Below are 23,672 nucleotides of genomic sequence, written 5' to 3' on the forward strand. Positions count from 1 at the left end.
TCCCCCCTGCCTATTATCCTACAAGTGATACTATTTTTTGTGCTCCATCTGCCATTGATTCAGCAGACGTAATATTTAAACCTGACTCTTTTAGAATCTTTTTGCCAAGGTCCACATTCGTTCCTTCAAGACGAACAACAAGAGGGACATCCAGGCCAAGCTCTTTAGCAGCAGCCACGACGCCTGTAGCGATGATGTCACATTTCATGATTCCTCCGAAGATATTAACGAAGATGCCTTTAACATTTTGATCGGAAAGGATGATTTTGAAAGCCTCTTTCACTTTTTCCTCAGTGGCGCCGCCACCAACGTCAAGGAAGTTAGCCGGATCTCCCATATAATGTTTAATGATGTCCATCGTCGCCATAGCAAGACCGGCACCATTAACCATGCATCCGATATTTCCGTCAAGCGATATGTAACTAAGGCCATGTTTTGATGCTTCAATCTCTTTCGCATCCTCTTCATCCAAATCACGGTACTCCGCGATGTCTTTATGGCGGTAAATCGCATTATCATCAAAGTTCAATTTAGCATCAAGCGCCATTACATCGCCGTCGCCAGTTACCACTAATGGGTTGATTTCTGCGATTGAGCAATCTTTATCAACGAAAGCTGTATATAAGTTAACCATCAGTTTGGAAGCTTTATTTATAAGTGAAGCCGGAATATTGATATTGAATGCAATCCTCCGTGCCTGGAAACCAGTCAGGCCGACAACCGGATCGATTACTTCTTTGAAAATTTTCTCTGGTGTCTTTTCAGCCACTTCCTCAATTTCAGTTCCGCCTTCTTCAGAAGCCATCAATACGACACTGTCCGTAGCACGGTCAAGGACCAGCCCGATATAATATTCTTTTGTAATGTCGCAGCCTTCTTCGATAAGTAAACGCTTAACTTCCTTGCCTGCAGGACCTGTTTGATGGGTCACCAATGTCTTGCCAAGAATCTCTTCTGCATATGTACGCGCTTCATCAAGATTCTTCGCTACCTTGACTCCGCCGGCTTTCCCGCGGCCACCCGCATGAATTTGAGCTTTGACGACAACAACTTCCGTACCTAACTCCTTCGCTGCTTCCACTGCTTCTTCAACAGTAAAGGCAACCCGGCCATTTGGAACGGATACCCCGTATTGTCGCAATATCTCTTTCCCCTGATACTCATGGATATTCATTTCCCATCCTCCTTATCTACTAAAAAACAACTTTGAAATTTAATGCGTGTTTTCTCTACCATATTACAACAAAATTCTCCTTCGTGCATAATTTTCTTTCACATAATTTTTAAAATATTATTATAATATACTTCTATATCCAGGTTTAAAATGGAGAAAACCTTCTTCTCCGTTGTGTTTTTTCCTTATTAAATTCATATATTTTGGATCTGTAAATCTATTTTCAAAAAAGTCATTACCGTTATAAATCTTCTAAAAATGCCTTCATGAAAGCCTTTTCACTATATTAACCCAGAGGTCGATTCATTGATAAATTACTATTACCCTTGAGTTGATTCAAAGGAAAAGCAAAAGGACAAAGCCATGGCCTTGTCCTTTTGCAAATACATTAGTATTTTTTTAATATAATGAAAATTCATCAGTGATTTCCCTAATATTCTACATAAACCAACAGTAATCCATTTAGCGATATCATCTGGATAATTTAGGAAACTACCGATTCATGTCCTTGTCAACTTTATAAATGAATGCGAATACCTCTGCAACAGCTCCATACAATTCTTCTGGAATCGTTTGATTTATATCCAATTGACCTAAAAGTGCAGCAAGCGATTCGTCCCTTTGGATTGGTATATCCAGTTTCATCGCCTTTTCCAGAATAATATCAGCGGTTTTACCTTTTCCCTTCGCCAATATGACGGGCGCTTTAGATGTCTTTTGATCATACTTTAAGGCAATCGCTTCTTTTCGTTTATCATTCATCATATTCGAATATCCACTCCACTATACGAACCGGTTTCTGAAAAAGGAATCGGTTTCCCCCCTTGGTCCCGCTCTTTTTCATTCACGGGATATACAAAGGAAACCCCTGACAATCTGTAATCCATTTTTTCGAGATTCTCTCTCAGGATGTCAAGATATTGACCGGCTGCCTCTTCAAGGACCGCACCATTCCCATTTATGACCGTCACTTTGATGATTCGGTTTTGAACCTGCATGTCGATGACCGTCTCTTTAAGGCGTTCCAATTCTAAATAAAATAGGACACGGCAGTAATCCGGGTCAATTTTGCCATCTTTTGTTTTTCTTCCGCTCCATTGTAAAGTCAGATCCGTTTGAGCAGATCCCAGATTGAGTGGAACTGTAAGAAGTAAATTCTGAATCGTCCATTTTCCTGTGAAAGGATCTGTTGCGCAGTAATCCGATTTAGGATTTGCTCCGCCATCTCCTTCATAGATGCCGGAATTTGTTCATTCAGCAATTTAAGCAGCAGCGGTTTAAGTGTCTCCAAATCCTTCGGGAAATCCGCCATATCTTCTCCAGAAAGGTTAATGAGTGCATGTTCCAGCTGAAGACCAAGGATCTTGGTCATTTCTTTCAGCTGATGTGCAACAGAAGGTCCATCGGTGAAATCGATTGTTTGAAACTCAGCTTCCAATATAAGTGAAAGGACTAGCTTCTCATTATTCCTAGCGTATTGGGCCTCAGGAAGCCTATTAAGCGACTGGAACAATAATTCAGCCGCCTTACCCTTCGACTCAGCTATTTGATCTGTGTCCTTATTCAAGTAGCCTATAAGGTCATTCACTTCCATTTTTCCTCCTAGTGCCTTTTCTTCGGTAAAAGAACTCTGGAGTAAATGAAAGGCATGAGAGGAAAGTTTTTCTGCAGTAATGTTTTTTCTCGGCATCGAGTGGATATCATGTGGCAGTTTTGCCCCCTCATGTTCATAACCGTTCAATATGGGATTAATAGCAGTATCGATCTCTTCAACTTTTGCAAATGCTCCGCTTTTTGCCTCGGAAAGCAGCTGCAATCCTTGATGTAATTTATCAACCGCTGAATTCTTAGCAATACCTGACCTAGTCTCAGATCCATCAATTAAATTCTCCAGAAAGACAGATTCCGTCATTCCCTTTGGAATGAAACCCGTCTTTTGGAGAAGGGAAAATGCACCGGATTTCATTTCTGGTGTTGAATCGGAATCCAGCCAAGTGGTAACTAGTTTTTGCAAACCGATTTGTTGAAACTGGTTCTGTTTAGCAACGTGTAAGGAGTCCAATACTTCCATCAGCTTGCCGGCAGTCCTCGTTTCTGCTTCACCATCCTCCAGCTTTTGCCTGAAGCAACTGAGAAGTTTATGGAAAGGTTCACTTTTGGACTGTGTAAATAAAGCATCAAATACATCTTTTACAAAAGGCAGTTGCTGAATGAACATCGTTTTTATTACAGGCAGACCGGCTTCTGCAGCATCAGCAGCTTTTAACCATTGCATGGCGGGCTGAAAAGTATCCTTGGTTATCGGGAGGCGATTTGTCAGGAGATATTCGGCAAGCTTCAATGCGGACGGTTCGGGCGTTATGCCGAGATGAGCGATTAATTTTGCAGCCGTTCCCTTTATGCCGGAATCGTTCAAATCGGGGGAATTTAAAGCTTTTAACACGAGCCGCCCCTCAATTGGGTGCTGCACTTGAAACCAATGCCTTTCTCCTGTCCGCAGCGGGATATCGAGAGTGGCAATCATTTTTTGGTGGCCAATCTGTACCTCGGCCGTTTGGTTAGGAAAAACTTTATTCACCTTCCCGAAAAGGATTTGCCCGTTTTTCCAACTAACAATTCCTTTTATTTCAATAGGTGAAGATAACGGTTGACCGATTGTTATGGATTGCACCACTCACCCCCCCTTAATCCTTCGTTCTTGCAGCTATTTCCTTAACTGGTGCAAAACTTCTTCTATGCCAAGGTGTAAGCCCGTGCGTGTCGAGCGCTTCTAAATGTTGGCTTGTCCCGTAACCCATGTGCTTTTCAAAACCATATTCCGGATATTTCTCACCATATTCCTTCATCATTCTATCACGGGTCACTTTCGCTATTATGGAGGCCGCAGAGATGCTAATGCTTCTTGCGTCCCCCTTTATGAGCGAAAGCTGCGGAATCGGCACATCCAGTTCCATTGCATCGATCAACAAATGATCAGGAAGTTCCGACAGATCGTTCAATGCGGCCACCATTGCCTTTTTCGTAGCTTGATATATATTGATTTCATCAATTACTTCGCTATGTACAACACCTACACCTATGGATAGTGCTTCCTTAAAAATCATTTCATAAAACAGTTCCCTTTTTGCCTCTGGAATCTTTTTGGAATCATTAAGCCCAGGCAAATAAAAAGATTCAGGCAAGATGACTGCACTGGTCACAACTGGTCCTGCCAGAGGTCCTCTTCCCACTTCATCGATACCAGCCAGAATGGAAAACCCCTGTTTTCTCAATTGACGCTCAAACTCCGTCATTTCCGTGAAAGCATCCCTTACCTGTTGTTCTTTTTCATAAGCTCTTTGCCATTTGCTTACTAAGTCGGTTACTCCCTTTCGTCCGTCCTCCCGGCATTTCTGTAAAAATAAATCTTCAGGCTCTCTTATTGTCTTTAACTTTGAGGAGATTTCCTTAATGCTCATTTCGGTTATCATCTTTATCACCCATCATATTAATTATCGGCAGCCTTGCTCCCTTTCTACAGTTCAAACAAAAATACGGAGCGGAAAAGAGACATCAAAAAGAGTAAGCCTTTTCGACATCCAATACTCCAGCTCCGTATCAATCCTTTTCACTGATTGTCTTCAACAATCAGGTCATTGTTAATGTTATTCGGGATATCATTCTCTTCATAATCCAAAGGGACCTCAAACGTAAGCGGACCCATCTTTTCTGAACGGATTTCACGTACGACCAACTCTGCGGTCTTGTCATAATCGATGAACCCTCCAGATGCTAAACAGCCCCTGAACTTTCCGACCGCATCGAACAATTCGAGTGTTTCCTGCGGAATTACATCCAGATTATAACGGGATTTCAATCTATCCGGATATTCTTTTTCCAAAAAGCGAAGGCCGTATAATGAGACTTCATGCAAGTTTAAAATCGTATCTTTGATCGCACCTGTCAACGCAAGCTTCAAGCCTACTTCTTGATCCTCGAATTTCGGCCAGAGAATCCCCGGCGTGTCGAGCAATTCCAATTCCTTGCCAACTTTTATCCATTGCTGCGCTTTCGTGACGCCAGGCGTATTCCCTGTTTTGGCAATGTTCTTTTTGGCAAGCCGATTGATTAAAGTCGATTTCCCCACGTTCGGAATGCCGACTATCATGGCACGGATCGCTCTCGGCTTTATTCCTCTTGATTCCATCCGCTCATACTTCTCTTTTAAAAGTTTTTTGGAAGCAGCTGTAATCTGGTTTAAACCGTTTCCAGCCTGTGAGTTAATGGCAATCGCCGTTTTCCCCTGCGATTTATAATGTTCAAGCCACATATTCGTTTTTACCGGATCGGCCATATCAGCTTTATTCAAAAGGATGACCCTCGGTTTATGCTGAATGATTTCATCGATCATCGGATTTCGTGAAGATGCCGGTATACGGGCATCCACAAGTTCAAAGATGATGTCGATCAGTTTTAATTTCTCTGTTACTTCCCGTCTTGCTTTGGCCATATGGCCAGGGAACCACTGTATTGTCAATGGAATGCACCTTCCTACTATTCCGCCAATCGAAAGTCTTCGATCGGCCAATAAACTAATTTAGTTTTTCCTAACACTTTATCGTAAGGAACGACACCTACGCCAAAATGGCGGCTATCCTTACTAAAACGGCGATTATCCCCCAGGACAAATAGGTGGCCTTCAGGCACCGTTTCTTGTTCTATGACATCACTTAATGTAAAAGGTTCCGTCAAGTCCCCGCCATCAATCAATTGTTCTTTATATTCATCCAAGTATGGCTCATCATAAGCTTTTCCATTCACGTAAAGAGTATCATTTTTATATTCGACTTTTTCCCCAGGCAATCCAATGACCCGCTTTATGTAATCCTTGCCTTCTGGAGCTTCGAAAACGATAATGTCGAATCTTTTCGGTTCACCGATCGAATAGGAAATTTTATTAACGATCATGCGGTCCGTATCCTTTAATGTCGGCATCATGGAATTACCGTCCACAACAATAGGAGCCAGAAGGAAATAACGAATCAGCGTCGCCGCTATAACCGCGATTATGACCGCCTTTGTCCATTCCCACAATTCATTTTTCTTTTTCGCCATCCTTACACACCCTTTTTGAAGCATATCAACAATTATTTTAACATGTTGCGGACGCTATAGCGAGCAGGATTCTATATAGTTTTCACCGTAAGTGTATTCATCGTTTCTTAAAGTGCAAAAAGGGAGCCTGATAAACAAGCTCCCTTTTTGCATGATACTGTTTGGTTATTCACCTTATGTGGATCATGGTAAACCCGCATGAAGATATTCGAAGAATTAACGACGAATTTCTTTAATACGTGCTTTTTTACCACGAAGTTCGCGTAGGTAATAAAGTTTCGCACGACGTACTTTACCGTGACGGATAACTTCTAGTTTCGCAATTTTTGGTGTGTGAACAGGGAAAGCACGTTCTACTCCAACGCCGTAAGAGATCTTACGTACTGTGAAAGTTTCACTAACTCCGCCGCCACGACGTTTGATTACAACGCCTTCAAACAACTGGATACGTTCGCGAGTTCCTTCAATAACCTTTACGTGTACACGTACTGTGTCACCAGGTCTGAATGATGGAAGATCTGAGCGAAGTTGTTCTTTTGTGATTTCGTTAATAAGATTTTGCATCGATTTCAACTCCTCCTGGACGCTCTTGCAAATACTTATTGTTTGCAGCGGAACATCGTTATAAGACTGAGCATTTCGCCCAAGTCACAAGGTATATCCTATCATACTATAAACGTCGATGCAATAGAGATCAGTCTTCTTTTTTAATCTCGGACAATAATTTTTCTTCAACTTCCGATAGTTCATAACTATCGAGCAAATCCGGACGCCGAATCCAAGTTCTGCGCAGGGATTCCTTCATCCGCCATTCATCGATTTTTTTATGATTCCCGGATATAAGCGGATCGGGAACTTTCATCCCCCGGAAATCTGCAGGTCTAGTATAATGTGGATGCTCTAACAAACCAGAAGAATAGGAATCAAGAATCGGGGAGTCAACATTTCCAAGAACGCCAGGCAGCAAGCGCACAACGCTGTCAATAATGACCATTGCGCCCAATTCCCCGCCTGTAAGCACAAAGTCGCCTATCGATATTTCATCAGTGACGACATGCTCCCGGATCCGCTCATCATACCCTTCATAATGCCCGCAAATGAAAATGAGATGTTCCTCTTCAGCTAACTCTTCGGCTTTTTTCTGCGTGTAACGCTCTCCCTGGGGGCAAAGCAGGACTACCCTTGGGGTTAGCTCAGCTTGCCCTTTAAGAGCTTCCACGGCATCAAAGATCGGTTGTGCCTTCAATACCATTCCGGCACCGCCGCCATACGGATAATCATCAACCGTCGAATGCTTATTATCTGCATAATCTCGGAAATTGGTCACCTTATAGCTGACAGCCTGCTTTTCCGCAGCCTTTTTTAAGATTGACGAACCAAATACCCCTTCGAACATTTCTGGAAAAAGCGAAAGCACATCGATTTTCATCAGTCTAAAAGTCCTTCCATCGGTGTAATGATGACCTTTTTAGCGGAAATATTCACTTCTTTAACAATTTGTTCAATATACGGAATCAAAATGTCCTTACTGCCAGCTTTCTTAATGACCCAAACATCATTTGCACCAGGCGTAAGAACCTCAATGATTTCCCCAACTTCAATGCCTTCATCCGTAAATACCGAACAGCCGATGATTTCATGGAAGTAGAACTCACCTTCGTCCAATTTACCAAGCTGTGCTTCCTTGACTTTCAGGACCCCGTTTTTAAAAGCCTCGACTTGTCCGACGTTATAATAGTTCTCGAACGTCAATAGGTTAAAGTTTTTATGGGTGCGATGCGACCTGATGACAAGCGGCAAAGGTTTTTTCTCAGTGTCCCTGAACAAATACAGAGTATTTCCCACTTTGTATCGTTTTTCCGGAAAGTCTGTTGAAGAAATAACACGGACTTCTCCTAAAAGACCATGTGTGTTGACAATTTTACCTACATTAAACCATTTTTCCATTCTTTCACCTCTAACGAATTTCCGAGACGATTCCATCTTTAATGACAATGGTCTTCGTTGCCATGATTTCGTCCCAATCTGCCCCAATTTCCACATCAATGATACTTTGAACTTCCCGTTCCTTCAATTCACTTCCGGCGGGAAGGATCTCCAACTGCTCCATTTGAAATTCAAGCAGTTTAATTTTTTCTTGCCTCTGGTTTATTTCTTTTTCGAAATGAGCACGGAGACTAGCAGGTTGGAGAGTTCTTGTTTTTTCAAGTTTTTTCAGTTCAAAGCGAAGCTGTTCACTCTCTTTTTGAAGCTGAAGGCGTTTTGACTTGTATTTCTCGAGGAGCTGATTCTTGCTGGATTCCGTTAATACTTGGTTAACGATTACATTTTGGAGAATTTTCATTCCAGCACCTCCTATTATCTATGATTTCGTATTTCCTTCTAAAAATATGTATGATGGGGTAATCTTTTTGAAATGGGGGTCATTCTCTTAAGTATAACGTAAATCGGTAAAAGATGCGTCTTAAAAGGCGTAAAGTTTAAAGCCCGAATTTGATCAATTGGGATCTAAGCTTTCTTGAAGTACAAAAAAAGGAGGGGAATTAACCCTCCTTATTCGGAAATCTCCAAATAGATTTTCTTCTGCTGTGAAGATCCTGCTGCATATACCACAGTCCGAATCGCCTTAGCAACACGCCCTTGTTTACCGATCACCTTGCCCATATCCTCTTTATGAACGGAGAGGATATAAACAATCCGGTCGGATTCTTCCTTGGAGGTCACGATGACCTCTTCCGGATAATCCACAAGTGCTGAAACAATCGTTTCAATCAGTGCTTTCATCAACTACCGTCGATTACTTGCTGTTTTTTGCAACATGGAATTTTTCCATGATGCCTTGTGTTGAGAATAAGTTACGAACTGTATCAGATGGTTTAGCTCCATCTTGTAACCATTTAAGAGCAAGCTCTTCGTTGATATCAACTTTTGCTGGTTGAGCCACCGGGTTATAAGTTCCTACCACTTCAATGTAACGTCCGTCACGTGGTGAACGAGAATCTGCAACTACAATACGATAGAAAGGAGATTTTTTAGCTCCCATACGTTTTAAGCGAATTTTTACTGCCATTTTAAATAAGCACCTCCGAATAGTTTCACACAAGATAGTATAATATCAAATGTCTTGCATGTTTGTAAAGGTTTTTTTCTTAACAGGTAAAAAAAGTGTTGAAATACATGGCTTCGACCCGTATTTCACCTTAGTTCCGAGCTGAAATAAACCTTACATGAACGGGAATTTAAATCCCTTTTTCTTTCCTTTTTGCATGTTCGTAACCTGTTTCATCATCTTTTTCATTTCTTCGAATTGCTTCAGTAGACGGTTCACTTCTTGAATCGATCTGCCGCTTCCTTTGGCAATCCGTTTCTTGCGGGATGCATTCATGGTTTCCGGATGTTCCTTTTCATGCGTTGTCATTGATCGGATGATAGCTTCAACATGACCGATTTGTTTTTCATCGATCTGAAGGTTGTCCATCCCTTTCATTTTATTCGCACCTGGAATCATTTTCAGAATATCATCAAGCGGTCCCATATTCCGCACCTGACCGAGCTGATCAAGGAAATCATCAAAGGTAAAAGTGGCTGTACGCATCTTTTTCTCTAATTCTTTCGCTTTTTCTTCATCAACATTGGCCTGTGCTTTTTCGATAAGGGTCAACACATCACCCATGCCGAGGATCCTTGACGCCATCCGTTCTGGATGGAACGCTTCAAGTGCATCCAATTTTTCACCCATACCGACGAATTTAATAGGCGTGTTGGTGACTGAACGAATTGAAAGTGCCGCACCACCACGTGTATCCCCATCAAGTTTCGTTAATACGGCTCCTGTCAGGCCCAGCTGTTCATTGAAACTTTGGGCTACATTGACCGCATCCTGACCGGTCATCGCATCGACAACCAGGAAGATTTCATCTGGTTTTGTCAACTCTTTGATATCCTTCAGTTCGCCCATCAAGTTTTCATCAACATGAAGGCGACCTGCGGTATCAATCAACACATAATCATGATGTTCTTCCTTAGCTTTTTCAATTGCCTGTTTAGCAATTTCAACAGGACTGACCTGGTCCCCAAGGGAGAAAACAGGCATGCTTAATTGTTTGCCAAGTGTTTCAAGCTGCTTAATCGCCGCCGGACGGTAAATATCAGCCGCAACGAGCAATGGCTTGCGGTTGTATTTTTTCCTTAGAAGATTGGCAAGCTTTCCGGTGGTCGTCGTTTTACCTGCACCTTGAAGACCTACCATCATGATGACAGTCGGTGGTTTCGAGGCAACGGCAATCTTGCTTTGTTCGCCGCCCATCAGCTCCGTCAATTCTTCCTTGACTACCTTTATTACCTGTTGACCGGGGGTTAAGCTTTTCAGCACTTCCTGACCTACCGAACGTTCACTGACACGTTTTACAAAATCCTTCACGACTTTAAAGTTAACATCCGCTTCAAGCAGGGCCAATCGAACTTCACGCATCATTTCTTTAACGTCCGCTTCGTTGACTTTCCCTTTTCCACGGATCTTTTGCATCGTGCTCTGCAGTCGGTCGGCCAATCCTTCAAATGCCATATTGCCGCCTCCTAATCCAACTTCTCAAGCGTTGTGATTGCTTCTAGCAGCTTCTCTTTTGAAAAGGAATCCTTTTCTATGAGTCCCTTCATATTCGCAATCCACTGGTTACGCTCTTGAAATTTTTGAAATAACAACAGCTTTGCTTCATATTCCTCAAGCATCGCTTCTGTTCTTTTTATATTATCATAGACTGCCTGCCTACTGACTTCGTATTCATCGGCAATCTCGCCAAGAGAGTAATCATCCAGATAGTAGAGGGACATATAGCTCTGCTGCTTCTCTGTTAACAACGATTGGTAAAAGTCATACAAATAATTAATCCGCGTTGTCTTTTCAAGCATCTTAGCAAGCCTCCCTGCTGTTAAGTGAAAACCCTTTACAAGTTTATATTGTAAAGCCTTGTTTATTTGATGTCAAGTTAAACTCCTTACCACTTGTTTGCAAAGCATTATTTTTTTCTTTATTCCGCTTTTTTAGACCTTTATGCAATTGTTTCCCTAATTTGCACAGTGAACGAAAAACCAGAAGAGAATTATCTCTTCCGGCTTACAATTTTTCTTAAACCTCTTCTTTATCGATGATATCAGCAAAAAGGCCATAAACATATTTCTCAGCATCGAATTCCTGTAGATCGTCCATTTTTTCACCTAGCCCGACAAATTTAACGGGTATGGCCAATTCATTGCGAATTGCCAAAACAATTCCGCCTTTTGCGGTGCCATCAAGCTTTGTTAAAACAATACCGGAAACATTGGTCGCTTCCTTGAATGTTTTTGCCTGAATGAGGGCATTTTGTCCAGTTGTTGCGTCAAGGGCAAGCAACACCTCATGTGGTGCACCAGGTACTTCACGTTCAATTACACGTTTCACCTTTTCCAATTCCTTCATTAAGTTCACTTTATTCTGTAAGCGACCGGCAGTATCACAGATCAGGATATCCGCTTTTCGTGCCTTGGCGGCCTGAATGGCGTCGAACATGACCGCTGCAGGGTCAGAGCCTTCACCCTGTTTGATTACACTGACGCCGACACGCTCTCCCCAAACCTCAAGCTGTTCAATCGCACCGGCACGGAAGGTATCCCCTGCAGCCAATACGACTGATTTACCTTCCATTTTGAATTTATGGGCAAGTTTACCAATGGTCGTCGTTTTACCTACCCCATTAACCCCTACAAACAAAATGACCGTCAAACCCTCTTCTTGTATATTCAGGCTTGAAGTCGCTTCATCATCACCTTGGTAGATTTCCACTAGCTTTTCGGAAATAACGGACTGCACTTCCCTCGTATCAGAGATATTACGAAGCTTGACTTCCCTTTTCAATTGATCAATCAGTTCCATCACAGTATCAAAGCCTACATCTGCCTGTATCAGGATTTCTTCAAGTTCTTCAAAAAAGTCCTCATCCACTTTCCGATAACGGGCAACAAGTTCATTAACCCTTCCAGTAAAGGAATTCCTCGTCTTTGTCAAACCTTGCTTGAATTTTTCCCCTATGGATACTTCTGCTTCGACTGATTTTTCTTTTTCTTGTTCTTCCTGGGTCGTAAATTTCTCTTTTAGCTTTTTGAAAAAACTCATTGTCCCACTTCCTCTAATTCATGAATTTTAAACTTCAATAAAGTTTTCTGATTCTTCCATCCGGACGGAAACAAGTTTGGAGACGCCTGACTCTTGCATCGTAATGCCATATAGGACATCTGCTTCTTCCATCGTGCCTTTGCGGTGAGTAATCACGATGAACTGCGTTTCCCTGCTGAACTTCCTTAAAAATTGACTGAACCGGACAACATTCGCCTCATCAAGCGCTGCCTCGACTTCATCAAGGATACAGAAAGGCACCGGACGCACTTTTAGAATGGAGAATAAAAGGGCGATGGCTGTCAATGCTCGTTCTCCCCCGGATAAGAGACTCAAGTTTTGCAGTTTTTTCCCGGGAGGCTGTGCAATGATATCCACACCTGTATTTAGTAAATCATCCGGATTTGTCAGTTTCAGCTCGGCTCTGCCTCCGCCAAATAAAGCTTTGAAGACTTGTTCGAATTCTTCACGGATCGAATAGAAGGTATCCGCAAAGCGCCGCTTCATTTCATCATCCATTTCATCGATGACCTGGAATAATGTATCCTTCGCCTGTTGAAGGTCTTCCTTTTGACTTAGAAGGAATTCATAGCGTTCAGCTACACGTGCGTATTCATCAATTGCACCTAGATTCACCGTTCCCAGTTCCTCGATTGCAAGCTTGATGAGCTTCACCCTTTTTTGAGCTTCTTCTGCAGGCATCATCAATGGATACTGTTCTTTAGCACCTTCAAAGGAAAGGGTATATTCTTCTCTCAAGTGCTCGAGACGATTTTCCAGTTCGACATCCAGACGAGTTAATTTCACTTCTTCATCCTTTATCACTTCGACAATGCCTCTATAAAGTCGATTTTCTTCTTTCAAGGACAATTCAAGCGATTCAACTTCCTTTAGAAGCTCGTTTTTTTCCTGTTTTTTTATGGTGATTCCTTCAATTGCCCCATTTTTGTCAAGCAATTTCTGCTGAGCCATATCTTCCAGTGACTCTTCCCCGCTTGAACTGTCTGTCATTTCATTGGTAAGGAGGCCTAAATCATCTTTGTTTTCGGCAAGCCTGCTTGTTTCCTTTGAAAGATCCGATTCAATGCGTTCCATCTTCTCTTTTTGGTTTTGCAGCTGGCCACGCTTGGAGGCAAGCATTACCCTCAGTTCATTCGTTTCTTCAGCAAGGTTCTCCTTTGAGGATTGTTGGGATTGCTTTTGTTCCGTCATTTCGGAAATCAACTTGTCAAGCCCCTCAATTTCCGATTTACATGAGTCCAAAAGTTCTTCCAGCTCTTCAAGTCTTGCTGTTTTTTGCTGCTGTTCTTCTAAATATGAATTTTTATCCAAATCATAAAGATGCAGCCGTTCATTCACATTTCTTTCCTGCAGCTCCACTTCACGGAGTTCACCCTTAAGGGTTTGTTCTTGTAAACGAAGTCTCTCTCCTGTTTTTCTGGTTTGTTCAAGCGTTTGCTCTTGAAGACCCACATCCACTTTGAGCTGTTTGACTTGCTTTTCTAGCTGATTCGTTTTAGCTTCCATGGCAGCAAGTTTTTGTTGGAGCTCTTCCAATTCCGTTTTCCTTGAAAGCAGGGAGGTCGTTTTTTGCTTTAAGGCTCCGCCTGTCATTGAACCGCCTGGATTGACGATATCCCCCTCAAGCGTTACGAAGCGGAAACGGTGCTGCATCATTTTCGCCAGGTCATTTGCGCCTTTTAAATCAGTGGTGATGATCACGGTTCCCAATAGGTTTTCAGCAATCGCTGCATGCCTATCATCATATTGGATCAATGAGGAACCAGTCCCTACAAAAGCGGAATGGCTCTTCAGCATCGATAATTGGTTAGCTGATATCTCTCTTGCCTTTATGACTGATAAAGGCAAGAACGTCGCACGCCCATACCTATTTTTCTTCAAGAAGGAAATGGCTTCCCGTGCATGCTCCTCGCGTTCCACGACAACATGCTGCATGGCTCCGCCCAGAGCCGTTTCGATGGCCGTTTCATATTCCTTTGGAACCTTTATCAATTCCGCAACTGCCCCTTCAATGCCTGGAAGGGTTTCTTTCGCTTTCAAAACCTCTTTTACACCCTGAAAGAAGCCTGCATAATCATCTTCCATTTCTTCAAGCAGTTCCTTACGTGATTTTGCCTGTTGAAGGAATTGATAGGCCTTATAAAGGGTGGTTTCTTGTTTTTGATACGTATCTTTTGCCGCATTCAATTTATTCTGCTGATTTCGGAAATAAGTGACATGCTCTTCAAGTTGCTTGGTCATATTGTCCATCAGCTTTGAATATTCCACTTTTTTAGCAGTGATATCCATTCTTTCGGTTAAGAACTTTTCATTTTCCATGTCAAGTTTAGCATTTTTATGTTCCTGCTGTGTTAGCTGCTGGAGCAGGTATTGTTTTTCGTTTTTAGCCGATGCCTGCTTGTTCAACCACTCGATATAGTCACTCTTTTTCGCTTCGATCATCGCTTCGATATCACTATTGAATAGGCCCAGGCTTTTTTGTTTTTCATGTAAGGTTTCAGAAATCCCCTTCACTTCCAAGTTCAGTGCATTCAGGATTTCCGTTTCTCTTTCCTTTTGCAAAGACAGACGCTCGACAGCAGCCTCACCTTCCACAATCGCTTTTTCCAGCTGTGACTTGTTTTGGGCGGCATTCTTTTTCCGTTCTTTCAAAACTTCTTTACGGCCTTCAAGCTTTTCAAGTTCTTCGCTGGCATTCAGGAGAATTTCCTGAAGACCATTGATCGATGTCTCAAGCGTCGCAAGACTATCCCTTAGCTTTTTGAGATGCGCTTCCCTATCATGAAGCTGTCCTGCCATTTGCTGTTCCATTTCATTATGTTTTTCAAGTTCCTGTGATAGTTTTTCCCATTTTTCATAAAGTTCTTCTATTTCAAAAACGGTTAAAGCCACTTCTATTTGCTCAAGCTCGTCTTTCTTCGCCAAAAATTCCTTGGCGAGGGAAGACTGAATTTTTAACGGCTCCACCTGCCCCTCCAATTCATGGAGGATATCATGGACACGGTTTAAGTTATCCTGTGTTTCCGTCAGCTTCGATTCCGCTTTTCGTTTTCTCGTTTTATACTTCAGGACACCGGCTGCTTCTTCAAAAATCACTCGTCTTTCTTCAGACTTACTGCTAAGGATTTCTTCCACTTTCCCTTGGCTGATGATGGAAAACGCTTCTCTCCCAAGACCAGAATCCATGAAAAGGTCTATGATGTCTTTCAGACGGCAACCTTGATTATTAATGAAAAATTCACTTTCTCCCGATCGATATACACGTCTTGTCACACTGACTTCATGAAAGTCAATCGGCAGGGAATTGGTCTCGTTATCAAGGGTCAATGATACTTCCGCAAAATTCAACGCTTTCCTCGTGTCACTTCCCGAAAAGATGATATCTTCCATTTTTGCTCCACGCAGTGATTTCGCAGACTGCTCTCCAAGTACCCATCGGACTGCATCGGTCACATTACTTTTACCGCTTCCGTTTGGTCCAACCACTGCCGTGACACCAGGTACAAAATCAATCGAAATTTTCTCTGCGAAAGATTTAAATCCTACAACGTCCAAACGTTTGAGGAACATGACCTTTCCCCCTCTACTGTTCAACTATCTTGTTGATTTTTTTTCTTTTAAAACGATCAATGCATGCTCGGCAGCATGCTGCTCCGCTTCTTTTTTGGACTTTCCTATTCCAGAGCCCAGCTCTTCCCCATTCAAGGAGACGGTCGAAACAAACTCCCGATTATGAGCCGGTCCTTTTTCCTGCAAGATCTTATATTGCAGGACACCGATGGCATCACGCTGGATCAGCTCCTGAAGCTGGCTCTTATAATCCATCACATGAGAAAAAGCACCCTCGTCTATCTTCGGAAACACGACATTCGTCAAAAACTGAACAACTGGCTCTAATCCTTGATCAAGGTACAAAGCACCAATATAGGCTTCGAATACATCCGCAAGCATGGCAGGGCGTTCTCTTCCGCCTGTCATTTCTTCCCCTTTTCCGAGCAATACATATTCCCCGTAAGAAAGACTATTGGCAAAAGCAACAAGTGAAGGCTCACATACAATGGCTGCCCTCAGTTTGGTAAGTTCACCTTCGCTCATCATCGGATATTTTTGATATAAGTATTTAGAGATGGTCAGTTCAAGTACAGCGTCTCCCAAAAATTCAAGCCTTTCATTATCTTCATAAGGCTTACGGCGATGCTCATTCACATAAGATGAATGTGTAAAAGCTTGTTTCAATAAATTTTCATCTTTAAAATGAAAACCCAGATTTTCTTGCAACTGTTTAAATTTATTATCCTTGATTGATGGTTTACGATTATTTCCGTTCCTACGCATCACACAAAACCCTCCACAACGGTTCAAAAAGCATATTTTTCCAATATATAAAAAGAAACCTGGCAGGAATTCCTGTCAAGCTTTCCTATGTACCATCATACATTATTATCCGCTTAAAGAAAACCAATGGCAAAAGACCACTGCCATGCAGGCGGTGCTTACCCGCGTACATGCTCATTCCCTTATCTGACGCGGCATCAAACTTCTTTAGCAATAAGAGAAAGCCCCGTTAAAAAACGGAGCTTTTAGTCAAATGACAATTCATTACATAGTGCTTTGTATGTAATTCACAGCATCACCTACTGTGGCGATTTTTTCAGCGTCATCGTCCGAAATTTCCATATCAAACTCGTCTTCGAATTCCATGACTAGTTCAACTACATCCAGGGAATCGGCACCAAGATCTTCTTTGAAAGAAGCTTCAAGTTTTACCTCTGATTCTTCTACGTTCAAACGATCTACAACGATTTTGGTTACTCTTTCTAATACATCTGCCAATGTGTTCACCTCCCCTCAAGACATTATAAATTAATTTCGAAAAAAATCAAAGAAAACTTACATGACCATTCCGCCATCTACATGAAGTGTTTGCCCAGTCATATATTTGCTGGCATCGGAAGCGAGGAAAGACGCCACTGCAGCAATATCTTTAGGGTCACCGAACCGTGCAAGCGGAATTTGGTCCAGCATGGCTTTTTGGACGTCTTCAGGCAATTCCCCGGTCATATCCGTTGAGATGAAACCTGGGGCAATCGCATTGACCGTAATGCCTCTTGAAGCAAGTTCCTTTGCCGTGGTTTTAGTCAAACCGATCACACCAGCTTTAGCCGCTACATAATTAGCCTGCCCTGCATTTCCACTGACGCCGACGATCGATGCCATATTGATGATCCTGCCGCTGCGCTGCTTCATCATTTGCCTTGTAACCGCCTTTGTGCATAGGAACACGCCTTTAAGATTCGTATTGATCACAGAATCCCATTCATCTTCTTTCATACGCATCAATAGGTTATCACGTGTGATACCTGCATTATTAACCAGGATATCCACTCTGTCAAACTGTTCGATGACCTCTTTGATCATGCTTGTCACCGATTCACTATTTGCAACATCGCATTGGATGGCAAATGCTTTACGGCCCAATGCCTTGATTTCATCAACCACTTCATTCGCTTTAGCTTCACTGCCGGAATAGTTGATGGCAACGTCTGCTCCCTGACGGGCAAGTTCCAATGCAACTTCCCTCCCAATACCTCGTGAAGCTCCCGTTACAAGTGCTTTTTTACCTTCGAGGATCATGCTTGTACCCCCTTCAATGTTTCAATTGTTTTAGTTAGAGTATCTATATCGGAAACCGAATGAATTTGAACGGAACGATCGATTTTCTTTATCAATCCGCCCAATACTTTCCCCGGGCCCACCTCGATGAACGTATCCACGCCCAATTCAAGCAGATTTTTCACGCTGTCTTCCCAAAGGACCGGTGAATACAGCTGTTCGATTAATTTTTCTTTAATTTCAGCAGGTGCTGTAATGGGCTTAGCCGTTACGTTTGAAATGACAGGAATTTCAGCCTGTTTGAAGCTTACTTCATCGAGGACACCCTGTAACTTTTCTGCTGCCGGTTTCATTAATTCCGAATGGAACGGTCCACTCACTTCAAGAGGAAGAGCACGTTTAGCCCCATTTTCCTTGGCTTTTGCACTTGCAAGTTTAACACCTTCGGAGGTGCCTGAAATGACGATTTGCCCTGGACAATTGATATTGGCCAATTGAACGGATTCACCAGTGGCCGTAATTTCAGAAGTGACTTCAGATAGAGCTTCACGGTCCATTCCCAATATCGCAGCCATTGAGCCTTGGCCATTCGGTACCGCAGCTTCCATGAATTCACCACGTTTACGCACTGTATATACGGCATCTTCAAAAGAAATTGCGCCAGATGCCACTAATGCCGTATATTCACCTAAGCTGTGCCCGGCTGTATAATCTGGTTTGATCCCCGCTTCTTCCAGCTCCTTGACAAAAGCATAACTCGTGGTCAATAAAGCAGGCTGTGCATTATAAGTCACCGTTAATTCTTGTTGTGTGCCATTAAAGATCAATTCGGAAAGTGGGAAATCAAGTTTTTCATCTGCTGATCGAAAAATTTGCTGAGCACGCTCGTTTTCCTGAAATAAGCCATGCCCCATTCCTATTGATTGTGATCCTTGTCCTGGAAAGACAAAAGCAATTTTACCCATATGTTACTCCCCTGCCTCTATGATTTATTATTGTTTTTCTATCGTCTCCGCAATTGTCGATATGACGTCATTTCTAACCATATCGCGAGTCTGACGTATTGCATTATAGACTGCATTCGCATCTGAAGAACCATGAGCCTTAATGACAGGGGCCTTCAAACCGAAGAGGCCGGCACCGCCATACTCCGAGTAATCCATTTTATTTTTTATGCCTTTTAGTTCAGGCTTTACCATTGCTGCGGCCAGCTTACTCTTTAGGTTGCTCATCAAGGCCGCTTTCACCATTTTAAATACACCCATAGCAGTACCTTCAAGCGTCTTTAACACCATATTTCCCGTGAAGCCGTCGGTCACGACAACATCTGCCGGCCCGCTTAGGAGGTCCCTTGCCTCTACATTGCCTATAAAGGATATCTCCGATGATTGCTGCAGTAACGTAAAGGCTTGCTTAGTCAGTTCATTCCCTTTTTTTTCTTCTGTTCCGATATTAAGTAATCCGACACGGGGCTTTTCGATTCCCCGAACTTTTTGAGCATAAACAGACCCCATTATGGCGAATTGAAGGAGATGCTCCGGTTTCGCATCGGAGTTCGCGCCTACATCCAGTAGTACAAAACCTTTGCCATCGATTGTCGGAAGGGTTGGAGCCAACGCCGGACGTTCAATGCCTTCTATCCTTCCGACCACAAACAAGCCTGCAGCCATTAGCGCCCCTGTATTGCCTGAAGAAATGCATGCATCCGATTCTCCGTCAGCCACTTGCTGTGCAGCCAAGACCATCGAGGCGCTTTTCTTGCGGCGAACCGCACGAACAGGTTCATCGGTGCTTAATATTTTTTCATCAGTATGTATAACCTTTATACGGCCATGTTTCGCTAAGTATTGGTTAATCTCCGATTCATTGCCTATCAAGGTGATTTCCACATCGGAAAAAGCCTCGACAGCTTTCATCGCTCCCAAAACCTGTGCCTTGGGAGCATTATCGCCACCCATTGCATCTATCGTTATCTTCATTATCTTTCATCCTTTACTAGCAAGTTAAGAGCGATACATTTCGAACTCGCCTTTAAAAACCAGTTCATTACCCACGTAGCTTCTAACCTCCACCACGGAACGATCGTTGGTGTGGTCCACGTTTTTAACCCTAGCTTTAGCTACCACTCTTTCATTTTCCTTTACAGAACGAGTAAATAAAATGGATGCTTTCGCAGTTAATGCCAATTCATCATTTATGACTGCTACAGCCAATGAATTTGCTTGGGCAAAAAGGTGATGTCCCCTCGCAATTCCATTCCGCTTAAAGACATGCTCCTTATTTATATCCAAAATCGAAATTGCATTGTCATCTAAATTAAGATCAATTACTTCCCCGATGATTTCATCCAAAGGCAATGCCCTGATTTCGTCACTGAATTTTTTCTCGGCCACGCTTTTAATACGTTCACGCAGTTCCGGTATCGATAATTCAAGACGGTCAAGCCTAATGGTCTGGACGCTCACCGAATATTTTTCAGCCAGCTCCTCATCCGTTACAAAAGGATTCTGTTTAATCGTTTCGATTAATAATTGCTGGCGTTCCTTCTTATTTCTTCGCATTTGAAGGTCACCATCCGTAGTATTATGACTAGGTACTAATAGTAGTATATATATTTTAAAAACAGATTGCAAGATATTGAGTAAAATCTCACAATCTGCTATTGGGTTTTTGATTCAGTTCAGTCCAGCTTTTCTCCCGTGAATACTCCCGTTCCCGCTAAATAGTTCCGCAGCGGTGCATACTCAGGGGAATGCCAAAAGCTTTGGGAGGCAATCAATTTTGCAGCATCTTCCCTTGCCACTTCCAAAGTCCTGTAATCATGGACCATGTCGGCTACCTTGAACTCGGGAAGGCCGCTTTGTTTTTTACCGAAGAAGTCCCCGGGGCCGCGTAGTTCCAAATCTTTTTCGGAAAGGGCGAATCCATCGTTTGTCTCGGTCATGATTTTCATCCGTTCTTTGCCGACTTCCGTTTTCGGATCAGCCAGCAGGATGCAAAAGGACTGATCGCTTCCCCGTCCAACCCTTCCGCGCAACTGATGCAACTGTGAAAGCCCAAAGCGCTCCGCATCATAAATGACCATTACCGTTGCATTTGGAACATTCACCCCAACCTCGACAACCGTCGTGGAAACAAGGATTTGTGCTTCATTGGCACTAAACTGCTGCATCACTTCGTCTTTTTCATCCGCGGGCAGCCGGCCATGCATAAGACCAACTTTGTACCTGTTCGCAAAGTATTGAGTCAGCATTGCATGAACATCGAGAACATTCTGTAAAGAATCGAGTTTCTCCGACTCCTCAATCAATGGACAGATAACGTAAGCCTGTCTCCCTTTCTTTAGTTCCTTTTCGACGAATGTTAAGATCCGATCAAGCATTTGGTGTTTTGCCCAATAGGTTTCTATTGCTTTACGCCCGGCAGGCATTTCATCGATCGTCGAGACGTCCATTTCCCCAAACACTGTAATTGCAAGCGTTCGCGGAATCGGGGTAGCCGTCATGAAAAGTACATCTGGATTTGTACCCTTTTCACGAAGGATCCTGCGCTGCTCCACGCCGAAACGATGTTGTTCATCCGTTATGACAAGTCCGAGATTCCGAAAATTCACTTCATCCTGAATCAATGCATGTGTTCCTATCAAAAGATCTAGCTCCCCGGATTCCAGCATTTGCAATAGTTCCTTGCGCTTTTTGCCTTTTACCGAACTTGTCAACAATGCGACCTTCACTCCACTTGGTTCCAACATCGCCTTTAGCGATTGAGTATGCTGCTCAGCCAAGATTTCCGTCGGGACCATTAATGCACCTTGGAAACCTGCTGTAATCGTCGCCTTCAGGCATATCGCGGCAACCACCGTTTTTCCAGACCCGACATCCCCTTGAAGCAGGCGATTCATCCTGTAGGGAGATTTCATGTCATTCATTATTTCCTCGACGACCCTATTCTGAGCGTTCGTCAAAGGAAAAGGGAGAGTTCCAACAAAGGCTTCCAGCTGCTCCATGTCAAACTCCTGGCCAATTCCTTTTGACTGCTCCCGCTGCACTTTACGAAGTGCCTGCATTTTAAGTTGAAACAATAAAAATTCTTCATACACAAAACGGCGGCGAGCCTTTTTCACCTCATTGGCCGATTGAGGGAAATGCATGGTACGAAGAGCGTCGTTACGCGGCATCAGCTTGTATGCGGACAATAATTGCGGAGGCAGATTTTCTTCTATCATTGCCCCATATTCAGAAAATGCATTGGAGATAAAACGGCGGAGCCCTTTGACAGTAATGCTGCCCTTCACAGAGTATACCGGTTCGAACTCTTTCTCCCGGCTACGATCGCCAACGTGGCATTCCGAGCCTGTAATGGTTTGGCGATGACGATCCCACTTTCCTGTTACCGTTACGGTTTCGCCTATCGCAAGCTTCGGCTTCAGATATGGCTGGTTAAAAAAAATCACATTTATTAAATATCTCCCAGTTAACACTTTAATCGTAAGCCTGGATTTTTTCTTTCCGAAGTACCCTAATGTAGGCACCGTATGAACTTTGCCTTCTATGGTAACCCGCTCATCATGCTCGACCGTTTCTAAATCCCTCAATCGGTAATCTTCATAGCGATATGGGAGGTGTTCAAGGAGATCCGCGACGGTATGGATCTCCATTTCCCCCAAAGTTGCCGCCGTTTCGGCCCCAATGCCCTTTACTGCTGTTATGGGTTCCTGTAAAGCGGGACTCACTTCTTATTCAGCGGCAAGCCAAAGATTTTGGCTTCCAACTCCCGTCCAGTCGGTGTAGCCGCTAAACCTCCTTGTGCAGTTTCCCTAAGAGCCGATGGCATCGTTTGCCCGATTTTGTACATCGCATCAATCACTTCATCACACGGTATGCGGCTTGTGATCCCCGCTAGCGCCATATCTGCGGCAACCATAGCATTGGCTGCCCCCATGGCATTACGCTTCACACAAGGCACCTCCACAAGCCCAGCAACAGGGTCACACACAAGGCCAAGCATGTTCTTTAATGTGATTGCCATCGCTTCTGCACTTTGTGCAGGTGTCCCTCCTGCCATTTCAACGATGGCTGCCGCCGCCATGCCCGAAGCAGAACCGACTTCAGCCTGACAGCCTCCTGCGGCTCCTGAGATAGAAGCATTATTCGCTACAACAAAACCAAACGCCCCTGCTGTAAATAGAAACTCAATTTTCTGTTCCCGATTCGGCTTTAACTTATTTTGCAAAGCAAAAAGGGTCCCAGGCACAACACCGGCAGATCCGGCTGTAGGTGTCGCACAAATCGTTCCCATGGCTGCGTTCACTTCGTTTGTTGCCACCGCTTTGCTTACCGCATCCAGCAGCAGTTCACCGGATAAGGAATTTCCTGATTTAATGTAAGTCTGAAGAAGGACTGCGTCCCCTCCCGTCAAGCCGGAAACGGACCGGACACCTTGAAGTCCTTTTTCAACTGCCTGTTCCATTACATCCAGGTTGACTCCCATCTGGCGGATGATTTCTTCACGGCTTTTTCCCGTTACTTCCATTTCCTGTTCTATCATCAGCGTTGAAATTTTTTTTTGCTTTGATTCAGCTAATTCTACTAATTCCGCTACATTACGAAACATGATTTCTTC

The 23,672-nt window shown here is 43.3% G+C and carries 25 protein-coding genes; all 25 read right to left on the reverse strand.

The genetic code is table 11. The annotated features are described in order from the left end of the window. Positions 1 to 13: 13 nt before the first annotated feature. On the reverse strand, positions 14 to 1,174 hold the full coding sequence (gene sucC, locus LQ188_RS16780; protein ID WP_230177519.1) for an ADP-forming succinate--CoA ligase subunit beta: 1,161 nt from the start codon (positions 1,172 to 1,174) through the stop codon (positions 14 to 16). Positions 1,175 to 1,666: 492 nt separating this feature from the next. Then, positions 1,667 to 1,936, reverse strand: coding sequence for an EscU/YscU/HrcU family type III secretion system export apparatus switch protein (locus LQ188_RS16785; protein ID WP_230177690.1), 270 nt, complete (start codon positions 1,934 to 1,936; stop codon positions 1,667 to 1,669). Further along, positions 1,936 to 2,172 carry a hypothetical protein gene (locus LQ188_RS16790; RefSeq protein WP_230177521.1) on the reverse strand — a complete coding sequence of 79 codons (237 nt, stop codon included), beginning with the start codon at positions 2,170 to 2,172 and terminating at the stop codon, positions 1,936 to 1,938. Before LQ188_RS16790 ends, LQ188_RS16785 begins: the two co-directional genes overlap by 1 nt. 107 nt (positions 2,173 to 2,279) lie before the next feature. After that, positions 2,280 to 3,845 (reverse strand): hypothetical protein, encoded by a 1,566-nt coding sequence (locus tag LQ188_RS16795; RefSeq protein ID WP_230177523.1) that lies wholly within the window; start codon positions 3,843 to 3,845, stop codon positions 2,280 to 2,282. Between the two features lie 13 nt (positions 3,846 to 3,858). Next, positions 3,859 to 4,641, reverse strand: coding sequence for a ribonuclease HII (locus LQ188_RS16800; protein ID WP_230177691.1), 783 nt, complete (start codon positions 4,639 to 4,641; stop codon positions 3,859 to 3,861). Between the two features lie 140 nt (positions 4,642 to 4,781). Beyond that, on the reverse strand, positions 4,782 to 5,690 hold the full coding sequence (gene ylqF, locus LQ188_RS16805; RefSeq protein WP_101224634.1) for a ribosome biogenesis GTPase YlqF: 909 nt from the start codon (positions 5,688 to 5,690) through the stop codon (positions 4,782 to 4,784). Between the two features lie 17 nt (positions 5,691 to 5,707). Continuing rightward, a complete protein-coding gene (gene lepB, locus LQ188_RS16810; protein WP_101224633.1) occupies positions 5,708 to 6,268 on the reverse strand; it encodes a signal peptidase I in 561 nt (186 codons plus the stop codon). Positions 6,269 to 6,484: 216 nt separating this feature from the next. Further along, positions 6,485 to 6,832 (reverse strand): 50S ribosomal protein L19, encoded by a 348-nt coding sequence (rplS, locus tag LQ188_RS16815; RefSeq protein WP_034313702.1) that lies wholly within the window; start codon positions 6,830 to 6,832, stop codon positions 6,485 to 6,487. A 130-nt stretch (positions 6,833 to 6,962) separates the two neighbouring features. Next, on the reverse strand, positions 6,963 to 7,697 hold the full coding sequence (gene trmD / locus LQ188_RS16820; protein WP_101224632.1) for a tRNA (guanosine(37)-N1)-methyltransferase TrmD: 735 nt from the start codon (positions 7,695 to 7,697) through the stop codon (positions 6,963 to 6,965). Then, positions 7,697 to 8,215 carry a ribosome maturation factor RimM gene (gene rimM, locus LQ188_RS16825; protein ID WP_101224631.1) on the reverse strand — a complete coding sequence of 173 codons (519 nt, stop codon included), beginning with the start codon at positions 8,213 to 8,215 and terminating at the stop codon, positions 7,697 to 7,699. The genes trmD and rimM overlap by 1 nt, the downstream gene beginning before the upstream one ends. 10 nt (positions 8,216 to 8,225) lie before the next feature. Further along, positions 8,226 to 8,612, reverse strand: a complete 387-nt coding sequence (locus LQ188_RS16830; protein WP_034313711.1) for a YlqD family protein — start codon at positions 8,610 to 8,612, stop codon at positions 8,226 to 8,228. A gap of 209 nt (positions 8,613 to 8,821) precedes the next feature. Then, a complete protein-coding gene (locus tag LQ188_RS16835; RefSeq protein WP_048684915.1) occupies positions 8,822 to 9,052 on the reverse strand; it encodes a KH domain-containing protein in 231 nt (76 codons plus the stop codon). A gap of 13 nt (positions 9,053 to 9,065) precedes the next feature. Then, positions 9,066 to 9,338 (reverse strand): 30S ribosomal protein S16, encoded by a 273-nt coding sequence (rpsP, locus tag LQ188_RS16840; protein WP_057913437.1) that lies wholly within the window; start codon positions 9,336 to 9,338, stop codon positions 9,066 to 9,068. Positions 9,339 to 9,491: 153 nt separating this feature from the next. After that, positions 9,492 to 10,832: a signal recognition particle protein gene (ffh, locus tag LQ188_RS16845; protein WP_101224630.1), complete on the reverse strand. Its 1,341-nt coding sequence runs from the start codon at positions 10,830 to 10,832 to the stop codon at positions 9,492 to 9,494. Positions 10,833 to 10,843: 11 nt separating this feature from the next. Beyond that, the gene (locus LQ188_RS16850; protein ID WP_101224629.1) at positions 10,844 to 11,176 is read right to left on the reverse strand and encodes a putative DNA-binding protein; all 333 of its coding nucleotides are present in this window, start codon (positions 11,174 to 11,176) and stop codon (positions 10,844 to 10,846) included. A gap of 217 nt (positions 11,177 to 11,393) precedes the next feature. Next, the gene (gene ftsY / locus LQ188_RS16855) at positions 11,394 to 12,416 is read right to left on the reverse strand and encodes a signal recognition particle-docking protein FtsY (protein ID WP_230177524.1); all 1,023 of its coding nucleotides are present in this window, start codon (positions 12,414 to 12,416) and stop codon (positions 11,394 to 11,396) included. 27 nt (positions 12,417 to 12,443) lie between these two features. After that, positions 12,444 to 16,007, reverse strand: coding sequence for a chromosome segregation protein SMC (gene smc / locus LQ188_RS16860; protein WP_230177526.1), 3,564 nt, complete (start codon positions 16,005 to 16,007; stop codon positions 12,444 to 12,446). Positions 16,008 to 16,031: 24 nt separating this feature from the next. Further along, complete coding sequence (gene rnc, locus LQ188_RS16865; RefSeq protein ID WP_101224626.1) at positions 16,032 to 16,772, reverse strand: ribonuclease III; 741 nt, start codon at positions 16,770 to 16,772, stop codon at positions 16,032 to 16,034. Between the two features lie 264 nt (positions 16,773 to 17,036). After that, entirely contained in the window at positions 17,037 to 17,270 is a 234-nt protein-coding gene (locus LQ188_RS16870; RefSeq protein ID WP_034313729.1) for an acyl carrier protein, read from the reverse strand. A 57-nt stretch (positions 17,271 to 17,327) separates the two neighbouring features. Further along, positions 17,328 to 18,071 carry a 3-oxoacyl-[acyl-carrier-protein] reductase gene (gene fabG, locus LQ188_RS16875; protein ID WP_101224625.1) on the reverse strand — a complete coding sequence of 248 codons (744 nt, stop codon included), beginning with the start codon at positions 18,069 to 18,071 and terminating at the stop codon, positions 17,328 to 17,330. After that, on the reverse strand, positions 18,068 to 19,015 hold the full coding sequence (fabD, locus tag LQ188_RS16880; protein ID WP_101224624.1) for an ACP S-malonyltransferase: 948 nt from the start codon (positions 19,013 to 19,015) through the stop codon (positions 18,068 to 18,070). Before fabD ends, fabG begins: the two co-directional genes overlap by 4 nt. A gap of 27 nt (positions 19,016 to 19,042) precedes the next feature. Beyond that, positions 19,043 to 20,029, reverse strand: coding sequence for a phosphate acyltransferase PlsX (plsX, locus tag LQ188_RS16885; protein ID WP_230177528.1), 987 nt, complete (start codon positions 20,027 to 20,029; stop codon positions 19,043 to 19,045). A 24-nt stretch (positions 20,030 to 20,053) separates the two neighbouring features. After that, a complete protein-coding gene (gene fapR, locus LQ188_RS16890; RefSeq protein ID WP_034313744.1) occupies positions 20,054 to 20,611 on the reverse strand; it encodes a transcription factor FapR in 558 nt (185 codons plus the stop codon). A gap of 119 nt (positions 20,612 to 20,730) precedes the next feature. Then, positions 20,731 to 22,782 (reverse strand): ATP-dependent DNA helicase RecG, encoded by a 2,052-nt coding sequence (recG, locus tag LQ188_RS16895; protein WP_101224622.1) that lies wholly within the window; start codon positions 22,780 to 22,782, stop codon positions 20,731 to 20,733. After that, positions 22,779 to 23,663, reverse strand: a complete 885-nt coding sequence (gene sdaAA / locus LQ188_RS16900; RefSeq protein WP_101224621.1) for an L-serine ammonia-lyase, iron-sulfur-dependent, subunit alpha — start codon at positions 23,661 to 23,663, stop codon at positions 22,779 to 22,781. Before sdaAA ends, recG begins: the two co-directional genes overlap by 4 nt. Between the last annotated feature and the right edge of the window lie 9 nt (positions 23,664 to 23,672).

It is taken from the genome of Peribacillus sp. Bi134, from assembly GCF_918698065.1.
Lineage (GTDB): Bacteria > Bacillota > Bacilli > Bacillales > DSM-1321 > Peribacillus.